This window comes from Streptomyces anulatus (genome assembly GCF_014650675.1).
Classification (GTDB): Bacteria; Actinomycetota; Actinomycetes; order Streptomycetales; family Streptomycetaceae; genus Streptomyces; species Streptomyces anulatus.
This window is the reverse complement of record NZ_BMVK01000031.1, coordinates 22501-33721: the sequence shown is the minus strand read 5'-3', so window position 1 is coordinate 33721 and position 11221 is coordinate 22501. Positions and strand designations below refer to the sequence as shown.

8 protein-coding genes and 1 pseudogene are annotated in these 11221 nt (G+C 70.3%); 5 read left to right on the top strand and 4 right to left on the bottom strand.

Annotation, left to right across the window (positions count from 1 at the left end; all coding sequences use genetic code 11):
• Positions 1–752, bottom strand: a pseudogene (locus IE272_RS37980) (hypothetical protein); the annotation flags it as partial.
• Between the two features lie 383 nt (positions 753–1135).
• Between IE272_RS37980 and fxsT the strand changes: the two are divergent.
• Positions 1136–3670 (top strand): FxSxx-COOH system tetratricopeptide repeat protein, encoded by a 2535-nt coding sequence (gene fxsT, locus IE272_RS37975; RefSeq protein WP_229898109.1) that lies wholly within the window; start codon positions 1136–1138, stop codon positions 3668–3670.
• 29 nt (positions 3671–3699) lie between these two features.
• Here fxsT and IE272_RS37970 read toward each other — a convergent pair whose 3' ends face one another.
• The gene (locus tag IE272_RS37970) at positions 3700–5043 is read right to left on the bottom strand and encodes a hypothetical protein (RefSeq protein WP_190010266.1); all 1344 of its coding nucleotides are present in this window, start codon (positions 5041–5043) and stop codon (positions 3700–3702) included.
• Positions 5044–5282: 239 nt separating this feature from the next.
• On the opposite strand from IE272_RS37970, the gene IE272_RS37965 reads away from it, so the two are divergent.
• The 3 genes from IE272_RS37965 to IE272_RS37955 all read left to right on the top strand — a co-directional run bounded on the left by IE272_RS37965 (position 5283) and on the right by IE272_RS37955 (position 8379).
• Complete coding sequence (locus tag IE272_RS37965) at positions 5283–5756, top strand: excalibur calcium-binding protein (protein WP_190010264.1); 474 nt, start codon at positions 5283–5285, stop codon at positions 5754–5756.
• Positions 5757–7240: 1484 nt separating this feature from the next.
• Positions 7241–7450, top strand: coding sequence for a hypothetical protein (locus IE272_RS39030; protein WP_229898100.1), 210 nt, complete (start codon positions 7241–7243; stop codon positions 7448–7450).
• A 209-nt stretch (positions 7451–7659) separates the two neighbouring features.
• Positions 7660–8379, top strand: a complete 720-nt coding sequence (locus IE272_RS37955; RefSeq protein ID WP_190010262.1) for a hypothetical protein — start codon at positions 7660–7662, stop codon at positions 8377–8379.
• A 22-nt stretch (positions 8380–8401) separates the two neighbouring features.
• Here IE272_RS37955 and IE272_RS37950 read toward each other — a convergent pair.
• Positions 8402–9219, bottom strand: a protein-coding gene (locus IE272_RS37950; protein ID WP_199862916.1) for an IS5 family transposase whose coding sequence is annotated in 2 segments (ribosomal slippage) — positions 8402–8863 and positions 8866–9219 — 816 coding nt in all. Because the reading frame shifts where the segments join, the coding sequence is not laid out codon by codon here.
• A gap of 172 nt (positions 9220–9391) precedes the next feature.
• Here IE272_RS37950 and IE272_RS37945 point away from each other — a divergent pair.
• Positions 9392–10267, top strand: coding sequence for an aminoglycoside phosphotransferase family protein (locus tag IE272_RS37945; protein ID WP_190010272.1), 876 nt, complete (start codon positions 9392–9394; stop codon positions 10265–10267).
• A 492-nt stretch (positions 10268–10759) separates the two neighbouring features.
• On the opposite strand, the gene IE272_RS37940 is transcribed toward IE272_RS37945, so the two are convergent.
• Positions 10760–11218, bottom strand: coding sequence for a GNAT family N-acetyltransferase (locus IE272_RS37940; protein ID WP_190010258.1), 459 nt, complete (start codon positions 11216–11218; stop codon positions 10760–10762).
• Between the last annotated feature and the right edge of the window lie 3 nt (positions 11219–11221).

Below are 11221 nucleotides of genomic sequence, written 5' to 3'. Positions count from 1 at the left end.
CGGTCGCCGAGGTCGAGGTCGCGGGGGATCCGTAGGCCTTCGGTCAGCGGGCCCCAGAGGTTCTTCGCGTCGGTGCTCACCGCGGGAGCGGCCCAGGGGTCGGGCTTCTGCGCCGTGCCGGGAGCGGGCGGCGGGGCGGCCGGAGCGGGAGCGGCGGGCGGAACCGGGGCGGGTGTGCGCGCGGACGCGGGCGGAGTCGGCGCGGCGGCCGGAGCGGGAGCTGCGGGCGCGGCGGGCTGCGGTGTGGTGGCGGCCGGCGCAGCAGGGGCCGGAGCGGTGGCCGGAGCAGGAGCGGGCGCGGCGGCTGGAGCAGGAGCGGCGGGAGCGGGTGGAGCCGCAGTGGGAACGGGAGCAGCCGGACCCGGAGCGGGAGCGGCGGAGGCCGGAGGAGCGGGGGCGGGTGTGGTGGCCGGTGCCGGGGCGACGGCGGCGGCGATGGCCTGGTCGACGCCGAGGCCGGCTGCGTGGGCGTCGGTGAGGATGCGGGCGACGTCGACGCCCTGGTCGTGGAGGCGGCCCACGTGGGCGGCGATGTCGGGCCAGGCCGGGGAGGCGAGGATCGCGTCCCGGACGAGGCCTTCGGGGATGGTCGTGCGCAGGAGGTCGGCCCAGCGGTCGGTGCCCTCGGCCTGGATGCGGGCGATGTTCTTCGCGACGGCCCGCTCGACCCCTGCGGCCATGGTGCCGAGGTTCGGGAGGAACGTCGTGAGGTCGACGCCGGCTCGGCTGAGGGACATGAGCTGGCGGGCCATCACCGGCCAGTCCTCGCCGGCGGTGAGGTGGTCGAGGAGAGAGGCGGGGACGTGCTTGCCGAGTTCGTCGGCGGACCACCAGGACTCCGCGACCTGCCCGAAGTCCTCGGACAGTTCCTGTTCCTCGCCGTGAGGGCGAGCAGGAGGTTGAGGACGGCGGGTGCGCCGCCGCCGCGTGCCGTTCTGGGTGCGTGTTCCAGGGCGCGCTGTCCTGTCGGGCCGCCTCCGCGCCGCGGTGCTGACGTTGTGTCACGGGCGGGTACCGGAGCGGTCGGAGCAGGGGTGCGTCGCCCGGGCCGGGGGCGATGATGTGGTTCTGGTTTCGAGGGGTGCGGGGGCGTGGGGTGGCGGGTAGCAGGCGTGCGGCCAGGATGGGCTCGGCGGTGTCGGGGGGCTCGGCGGCGATCGCGTTCCTGGTGGCGATCGTGACGAACTACGTCACCGCGCAGCCGCCGGAGTGGGCGGAGAACACCGTCCTGGTGTGGTCCGCGTTCGGGGCGCTGGCTGTCGTGTCGCTCGGGCTGTTCTTCTGGGAACGGCGCCTGGCCGCCGGGCCACAGGACGACGGTGTGCGGCCCGTGCCGCTCGGTCGGATCGCGGCAGGGGGGCACTCGATGAACCCGCCGACGGTCTCGGCACCGGTGCGAGGGCGTGCGGCGGAGCTCGAGCAGATCGGCGGCCTGGTGCGGGGGCCTGGCGGGGGCATGGTCGTGGTGTGCGGAGCCGGAGGGCTGGGCAAGACCACGCTCGCCGCGGAGGCCTCGGCCCGGGCTAGGGCGGAGGGGCGGGTGGTGGTGTGGATCCGGTGGCGCGACGACCCCGCCCAACTCGGGCAGGACCTGGCCCGGGCCGCTCACATCCTCGGCCTTCCCGAAGACCGGCTGGAGGAGGCCCGGACGGGAAGGGTGTCGCTCGTCGACGCCGTCTGGGAACACCTGGCCACCGTTAAGGGGTGGCTGATCGTGATCGACAACGTCGACACACCCACCCTGGTCGGGCCGGGGTCGGGGCTCCCGGCCGCCTACCGGGGGTGGCTTCGCCCGCACGGAGGCGGGGTTCTGCTGGTCACGAGCCGGGACACGAGCCCGCAGACCTGGGGGCCGGACGCCGCCCTGCTGCACCTCCAGCCCCTCGCCGACGACGCGGGCGGAGCTGTTCTCCTGGACGCCGCACCGCACGCCGGGACCGCGGCTGAGGCCGAGTCGCTGGCCGTTCGGCTCGGCGGGCTCCCGCTCGGGCTGAACGCCGCGGGCACCTACCTGTCGGTCCCCACCAGCCGGCACCGCACCTTCGCCGCCTATCAGTACGCTCTCGAAGCCGAGTTCGCCGACCTCCTGGGCGCCGCACACCCCGGAGCGGCCGCCGACCCCGCGGTCGCCCGCCGTGTCGTCCGGCACACCTGGGACCTCTCCCTCGACCAGCTCCACAGCGACGGGTACGCCCTCGCCCGCCCCGTCCTCCAGCTCCTCGCCCTGTTTGAACCCGCACCGGTCCCCCGCACCCTGGTGACACCGGAGCTGGTCACCGACGCCACCGGGCTGCCCGCGACCGCGGCCGGCGTGGACGCCGCGCTCGCCGGGCTCCACCAGTACGGGCTCCTCCACACACCCGGGGACGGCGGTCCCGGGGACGGCGGTCCCGGGGACGGCGGTCCCGGGGACGGCGGTCCCGGGGACGGCGGTCCCGGGGACGGCGGTCCCGGGGACGGCGGTCCGCCGGTGAACCAAGTCCGGCTCCACCGCCTGGTCCGGGACGTCACCGCCCACACCCTCACCCGTCCGGAACCGACGGACACCTGGATCGCGGCGATCGACGAGCACCTCGCCCGGGCCGTGGAAGCGACGACGAGCATGCCCGGCCGGACCGGATGGCCCACCGCACGCCTCCTCGCCCCCCACCTCCCAGCCCACCTCGACCGCAGCACGCAACGCGATCTCACCACTGCCGTGGGCACGCTGGACGATCTCGCCGACGCCCTCAACAACGCAGGAGCAGCTTCCGAGGAACTCCTCCTGCGCCGACACGTCCTAGACGCCGAGACCCTCCTCCTCGGCCCTGAGCACCCCGACACCCTCACCAGCCGCAACAACCTCGCCAACGCACTGTTCGAGCTGGGTGAGTACCAGCAGGCCGCCGACCTCCACCGCCAGAACCTCATCGTCTACGAGCGCATCCTGGGCCCCGACCACCCCGACACCCTCACCAGCCGCAACAACCTCGCCAACGCGCTGGGCGAGCTGGGCGAATACCAGCAGGCCGCCGACATCAGTCGGCAGAACGTCGCCGACCGCGAACGCGTCCTAGGCCCCGACCACCCAGGCACCCTCAGCAGCCGCAACAACCTCGCCGTCACGCTGAGCGAGCTCGGCGAACACCAGCAGGCCGCCGACATCAGTCGGCAGAACGTCGCCGACCGCGAACGCGTCCTAGGCCCCGACCACCCAGGCACCCTCAACAGCCGCAACAACCTCGCCAACGCACTGTTCGAGCTGGGTGAGTACCAGCAGGCCGCCGACCTCCACCGCCAGAACCTCACCGGCTACGAGCGCATCCTGGGCCCCGACCACCCCGACACCCTCACCAGCCGCAACAACCTCGCCAACGCACTGCACGACCTCGGAGAACTCCGGCAGTCCGCCGAGTTTCACCAGCAAAACCTCACCGACCGCGAACGCGTCCTCGGCCCCGACCACCCACACACCCTCAACAGCCGCAACAACCTCGCCGCCACGCTGAGCGAGCTGGGCGAATACCAGCAGGCCGCCGACCTCCACCGCCAGAACCTCACCGGCTACGAGCGCATCCTGGGCCCCGACCACCCCGACACCCTCTCCAGCCGCAACAACCTCGCCAACGCGCGGGCAAGGCTGGCCGAGGTCGGACGACGGCGCTGGGGGCAGCTACCCCGCCGTAGATGAAGGCGCGCAGTTCACTCTCCCTCGCCGGTTCAGCGCGAGCGCCCCGGGCCCGGGCCCGGGTGTGGTCCGGTGGGAGGCCGGGGCGGTACACCGGTAACGGTCGGGGGCGGGGCGGGGCCACGTTCCGGGGCGGGTGTCACCCGTACGGTGCGCGACGTCGTACGCGACGCCGTCGTGTGGGCGGGGGTGCCGGTGGTGGTGAGGTCGGCGGCTTCGCGGAGGAGGAAGGCGGCCTGGGCGGCGGCTGTTGTCTGGGCGCGGTGGTGTTGTGCGCGGTGCCAGGCGGTGGCCGCCTCGATCGCTTCGAGGAGGGCGAGCAGGAGGTTGAGGACGGCGGGTGCGCCGCCGCCGCGGGCCGTTCTGGGTGCGTGTTCCAGGGCGCGGGCGGCGGCCTTCAAGCGGGTGCGGGCGGTGCCGTCGAGGGTGCGGGCGCCGGGAACCCGGGAAGCCTGCTCGAACCGGGTGGCAGCGGCGCGGACCTTGTCCCGTACGGCGGCCGGGGAGACGGCGGCGGCGACGGTCAGGAGGTCGCCCAGGGCGGCGACATCACCCGCACCCTGCGTGCGGCCGGCGCGGGCCAGCAGGGCAGCGGCTTCGCGGATGCGGGTGTGTGCGCGGGTGATGTCGGCGGGGGTGAGGGCGGGTTCGTAGCGTTCGCGGATGCGGGGCAGGGAGAGGTCGTAGGCGAGGGTCCTGCCGGAGAACCAGACCGGGCGCGAGCCGTGGTCGGCGCGGTCGCCGGGGAGTGCGACCGCGTACCCGTCGACGGCGCCGGTGGTCGCGTTGTGGTGCTCGCGGACGCGGAGGCCGGCGTCCCGGAGCCGGTTCAGGAAATCGGTGGTGTCGGTGGCGAGGGCGGCGGCCTGACGGACCGCGCGCTGAAGGGTCTCGCGGGCGGGTTCCGTGAGGCCCCGGCGGCCGGCTTTCTCCTTCTCGCCGGTGGCCGGTGCGCGGCGCGCGGTCGTATCGAGCGGTGACATCGGCTCCAGGCCCCACGCGGTCTCGAAACCACGGGCGGCGGTGTGCATGTTGGGGATGTCGCCGCGGATACGGGGGTGGCGGCCGTCCTGGCGGGCGAGGGTCGCCACGAGGTGGATGTGGTCGGGTGCGTGACGCACCGCCACCCACCGGCAGCCGTGTTCGTCACCGTGCGGAGCGATCCCCGCGACGGCCACCATCTCAGCGGCCACCGTCGCCCACTCCGCGTCGGTCAGGGTGCGGTCGGTGGGGGCATTCCGGACCGAGACGTGCCACACGTGCTCGACCGGGCGCGGTCCGCGCAGAGCGTCGGGTGGCGGACGGCCGGGTGAGCTGGGCGACGGGTACGTAGTCGTCTTGAGCGGCTGGGCGTCGGCGATGGGGGGTCGGCGCACATCGCGTATCTGATGGTGCCGACGCTGCTGTTGGACTCGTATGGCTGGCCAGGGCGATCTGTCGGGTCTCGGTGAACTATCCGGCGGGCAAACCGGAGCTGGCACGGACAGGCCCTGCACCAAGGGAAACAGGAGTGTGAGCCACACCGTGATGCCCATTCGGCCTAGCGTCACGCGCACCGTGCGGGGGACGCACTTAGCGTGAGGGGACTTTTGCAGGCCGCTGAGGAGGTCTTCTGATGAACAGTCGCAGCGTCGTCGCGGGCATAGCCCTGGCAATCCTCTCCCTCGCCCCGTTGTCCGGCATCGCTCACGCTCAGGATCTCGACTGCTCGGACTTCCGCTTCCAGGAAGATGCCCAGGCGGAGTTCAACCGGGACCCGGGCGACCCGAACCGGCTCGACGAAGACCGGGGATCCGACGACGGCATCGCCTGCGAAGTATTGCCCAGGCGCAGCAGCGCGAGCGCGGTGCCGCCAGTGAGCCCGAGCGCCACCGCTGAACCGCCTGTGAGCCCGAGCGCACCCACTCTTCAGCGAGCGGCCCCCGTCGTACCGACCGTTCCGAGTCGCGGTACCCGGGCGGGAATCGGCGGCACATCCGCCCCGTCCGATCTCAGCATGGGTATAGGCCTCACCCTGGCCGCCGGAGCTGCCGTGGCAGGCGGCTACCTCACCGCACGACGCCTGAACCGCGGATCGAAGCCGTGGTGATCACACGGCCTGGTGTCGCCTGACCGGCATCCTGCTCGGTACCACCGGTCCACGTGTTCGAGCCGCGCCCGCTGTTTGGGCAGTCGCCTGTTCCAACCGGGCTGTGACCCGACATCTGGGCCACGAAGCAGCGTGACCACCCTCAGGCTCGCGCCCCGGCCCGCAGCACCAGCCACCACGCCTCGTACCTCTACTGGCACACCGTCGCCATCCTCACGTTCCGCGACCTCTGCCTCGCCCTCAGCCGCAACGCGGACCAGGAGGCCCCGCCATGATCCGTCACCCAGCCACGCACCACGTTCCCGGGCCTGGATCTGGGACGCATCACGTTCGGGCAGGCCGTGCGCTGGCGCTGCTTCCTCTGCAACGGTCGTCTGACCGCTGACCGTCTTCTCGGCACGTTCACCGCCGAAACCGGACTCCTGACCGATCCCACCGAGCTCTGGGGCTGCCCGCACATGCCCGTAGCACCACCACCCGGGCCGCCGCGGCATACCAAGTGGTGGCTCCTAGTTCTGCAGACCGCGCTGTTCATCGCCGCCTCAGGAGCGCTGCTCCTCCGCCTCTGGAGAGCCGCCGTGCCCTCGACCTTCCCGGGATAGCGACCCACTATGCACCATCGATCCCCGCATACCCCGCTGGCGGCGCAAGCCAGCCTCGATCCCGGTCCAACCGCTGCGCAGCCACTCCTCGGGGGTGACCAACACCCGTTCCGCCTCGGACCAAAGCTTGCGGAAACACGCATCACACTGCGTTCGAGGCCGAGCACGCCCTGCCCGGCACCGATCGGCACTTCCACACGCACATCGGCGGATCAGGCGCGGCACTTTCCACGGCGTCATGCCGCTGGAGCGATGTTCCCTGCTGATCATGAATCCGCGTGAAAGCCTGGGGACGCCCCGCAGCTTTCGAGGGCGCAGGACACGGGGACCCCGAAGGCGATCTGATCCGGGCGTACCGGCGCATCGCGCCGTAAGTGCGCCACGAGTACGTCACGCAGCACTTCGGCGAGCCCGCGTGGGAGCGCAAACAGACGGTCCGGAAGTACGGCGACACGGTGACGACGAGTCCGACGTTGTACTCGACGATGTCGAGCTGACAGTGCGAACCGCGCCGCTGATCCCGCTCGGCTACCTCGTCACCCGGTGCAACGAGCGCGACGAAGTTGAGCGACGCAGGCTCTCCGCTTGCACCGCTGACTAGCGATAGACGTCAATGCGGCGGACCACGTCCGGCGAATCCCCACGCGAGCGAACCCGTTCGAGACACCGTTCGACCTTGTGGCACCATGTGCGGCATGACGACCAACCGAAAGGCCCATGCCGCGTAGACGGCCAGGACGCATCCGGGCCAGCATCCCGGTCCGGCACCAGTCACAACGCTCAAGGCCGGCCATCGACCGCCTCTCTCCGCGAGCGCACTCCGAGATCGTTCGCCTCGAACGCACGCGGAACTACCTCCAGCCAGGCGATATCAGCACGGCATTGCGCCTGTGGAAGGACTACGTCCATCGCCCCGAGCGCGAGCTCTGGCACGACGACGAGTTCGGCAACGTGCACTGGTACTGCTGCGGCAACCCTCTCGAAGGCCGTGCCCTACTCGACGGCGTGATCCAAGCAATGTCGCATCGCGGGGCCCGCGAGCTCCGCAAGATCATCGAAGAGCTCGACGCCTTCGGGGAACGGTCACCGTGACCGTTCCCCGAACGTTTGCGCAAAGCTCAGGCACTCACCTTGTTTTAACGTCCTCGCGATTTTCCGCAGTGGAAGCTAAGACCGTGTCTCACGTGGTGGGTTCGACAAGCTTCGCCCCTGAGCGGTGGCTGCCCTGGCGCGACTATCCGAGGCCGGTCACGCCCAAGAAATGATTATGCCGCTGCATGGCGTTAGCCGATCATGTGCGTATGACCGACCAGCTGGCGATCAGTACCTTGACCTTGCAGCACAGGATCCCGGTCGACTGGGCGGCGGACCCATGGGCCGAGGTGCGCCCTCTGATCGATGGCGTAGACGTTCTGAAGGCAGTCCACCCGGAAGGGATGGCGCTCAGTCGCCGGCACTGGACAGGTCCTGCCGAGAGCTGGCCGCTGGCGGTCACGAAGGAGCCGCGCAGGGTCAACATCGCCGAGCCGCCCTGCACCGCCGGCTGCTGCGGCGCTCTGTACGTCACCATGCGCCGCGAGGGAGACCGGGTGATCTGGGACGCCTGGGAAAACACCAGCAACGTCATCGCCGTGCCCGCGGACTTCTGGTTCGATGCCGCCCAGTACGAAGCCGAACTCGCACGGGCCGCAGCCGACCGCAGCTGGGAAGAGCCGGTGGACACTGTCGCCCGGCTGCTTGGTCAGACCCTTGCGGACAGCGGCTGGTTCGAGCGGTGGGGCTGCGTCCTCACGAATGTCTCGCCACGACGCGAGGAGCACGACATGCCCGAGGAGCTCACCAGCCCCGAGGGGGTCGATGTCAGCTTTCACGAGGTTCAGGCATCGGGGGCGCGTGCACGTTCGTACTGGTACGAGTTGTTCACCACCCACGAGCAGCCCGTGGAGGAGCAAGTGCGGCAGCTCGCGGCCCGCATTCTGGCGGACGACCCGCGGAAGACTGCTGAGCTTGAAGGACACTGAAGACCAGTCCTGGGAATGGGCATCACAAGGGGATTTTGGCGAGTTTCTTGTAGCAGATCAGGGTGGCGGCGAGGCCAAGGAAGGCGAGGAAGTGGCTGCCTTTTCGTTCGTACCGGACGGTGAGGCGGCGGTAGCCGAAGAGCCAGGAGATCGACCGCTCGATCTTCCAGCGATGCCGTCCGAGCCGCTCACCCGACTCGATACCGGGGCGGGCGATCCGTGCGACGAGGTTCCGACTGCGGAGCCAGCGGAGGTGCTCTGCGGAGTAGTACGCCTTATCCGCGCGGATCTTCGCTGGCTTCCACCGGCGTGGCCCGCGCCGGGAACGGACGGCGGGGATGCCGAGAATTAGCGGCTTGAAAGCCTGGCTGTCGTGCATGTTCGCCCCGGACACCGCGACGGCCAGCGGCAGGCCCTGAGCCTCGGACAGCACGTGCAGTTTGCTGCCCTTCTTCCCGCGATCGACCGGATTCGGCCCGGTCAGCGTTCCCCCCTTTTCGCACGCACCGACGCGGCATCGACGATCGCAGACGACCAGTCCAGCCCGCCCCGGACGCCGAGTTTGTCCAGCACCGCCCGATGCAACCTGCGCCACAGCCCGGCCTCGGTCCACACGGTGAACCGACGGTGCGCGGTGGCCGACGAGACCCCGAACGACTCCGGTAGATATCGCCATGCACACCCGCTCGTCAGCACGTACACCACGGCCGTGAACACTGCCCGCTCATCCACCGGAGCAGTCCCCCCACCTTGCGGGCGGGACTTGAACCTTGGCAGCAACGGAGCGGTCAGCTCCCACAGTTCGTCCGGCACCAACCGACGCGACAAGCTAACCTTCACGATTCGGCATCATGCCGCATCGCAGAAGCACCACGTGAGACAACCTCTAAGTGGTTCTCGGGGGCTGGTCCGGTTCGCTCGTCGGGATCGTGTTCACAGCGAATCACGGAAAGGCGGTGGCCAAAGATCGCGCGAACGGCACACTGGCCGTGTGAGACGACTGCTGGTGGATGTGGAGAGCGTCACGGCGCGGTTGGTTCGCCGATTCGGCCCCCGGGTGTCCGGATGGTGTGCAGACGCGCCGGCTCTCATTGCGCGGCTGGGGTCCCAGTGGGGGCTCTCGCTCGGTGAGTCCCTCCCGGGCGGCGCTTCGTCGGTCACGTTGCGGTGCCGCCTGCCCGACGGCACGCCGGCGGTTTTGAAGGTCAGTCCGGACCGAGCTCTCATGACCGAACAGGTCGACATGCTGGGGTGGTTCGCCGCATCGGGCCGGGTGCCCTCGGTGCTGGCCGTCGACGAGGAATCGGGCGCGATGGTGTTGGAGGAGATCGTGCCCGGGACACCGGCGGGGGACATGCCCGTGGCTCCGCTGCCGGGACAGTGGTCGGATCTGCTCGCTGCCCTGCACGGGGTCGCTCCGCCTCCGCTGCCCACGCGTGTGCTGCGTAAGCGGTGCGAGGAGGCCTTCGCCCGGGTCGGCAGGCGGCTGGCAGAGCCCGCGATCAGTGCACGCATGGATGTCACCGCGTGGGACAGGGCCATCCAACGGTGCGAGCGACTACTGAATACGGAAGCGACAACCGTGTTGCTCCACGGCGACCTGCACCTGGGCAACGTGCTCGACGGCGGCGCAGAGCGCGTTCTCATGGCCATCGATCCCAAAGCCTGCGTCGGCGATCCGTGCTTCGACGCCGTGGACTACGTCGTAGCCGGCGCCGGGTTGGAGGGCATCGAGACCCGCTGCGAGCACGTGGCGGCGGCGTGTGGACTCGACGGCGACCGGCTCCATGCCTGGAGCCAGGTGATCGCACCGTTCGCGGCCATCGCCCACCTCGGTAGCGGTGGCAAGGAGCCGCTGATCGATGAACTGCTCGAATTGGCCCGGTAGCACGCACGGTATTGCCTCTACGGCTGCCTGACCAACCGCGCCACCGCACAAACTCACCCCCGTCCGCGTCCGGCGCGGGTTCCGGAACCTCCGCCCGCCACGACGTCGGACGAGTCCTCGTCGGCGGCGAGGCATACCAGCGACCGGCCCACCACAAGGTCACCAAACCCCGCAGGGCAGGCTGACACGCAACGCAGACGTCAGCACACTGAGCACATGCGATATGAGGAGAAGGCGAAGATCACCATCGTGAGAGTTCTTGTCCCGGTGGCCGTTTTCATCTGCTCACCGATACTGCTGATCGCCGGAGCGCCGATCCGCCGCCGATACCTTCGCTCCATCTATCGGGATAAGGCCCCACTAATCCTGGAAAAGGAGCGGGGCAGGGTCAGCGTCCACTGGTTCGTGGTCACCAGTTCCCTGTTCGCATGGCTCTGCTGGCCCACCGAGTCGCTCGTTCGTCTCATCTCACGTCGACGTTAAACAACAAGCTCACAGTGCCACGGGCAGACCGAGCAGCATGGCGTGGAAGAGCGGAGCATCGGCCAGGCGGGGTCGTAGGTCTCCGAGGGTGGTCCAGCCCCAGCTCCTGTACAGGGCGTGGACCTTGGGGTGGGTCTGGTCGACGAGGAGGGTGGCGCGTTCCTCGCGGCGGGTGGCCAGCAGAGCGGAGTGGAGCTGGCGGGCGACGCCGGTCTTCCGCCACGGCTCACGGACCATCAGCTCGGACAGCGCGTAGGTGCGGGTGCCGGTCTCGGCGGTGACGTCGGCGGGGACGTCGGTGAGCAGTCCGCCCCACCACCGCGACCCCTGGGGCAGCGGCGCTCCGTAGGCGTAGCCGACCGGCTGGTCACCGTCGTAGCCCACGACGCAGCTCCAGCCCGGCCGTGCGGTCCAGTGGTCGAGTCCCTCGGCGAACCGGCCCGGAGAGACGAACGATCGCTGGCTCACAGG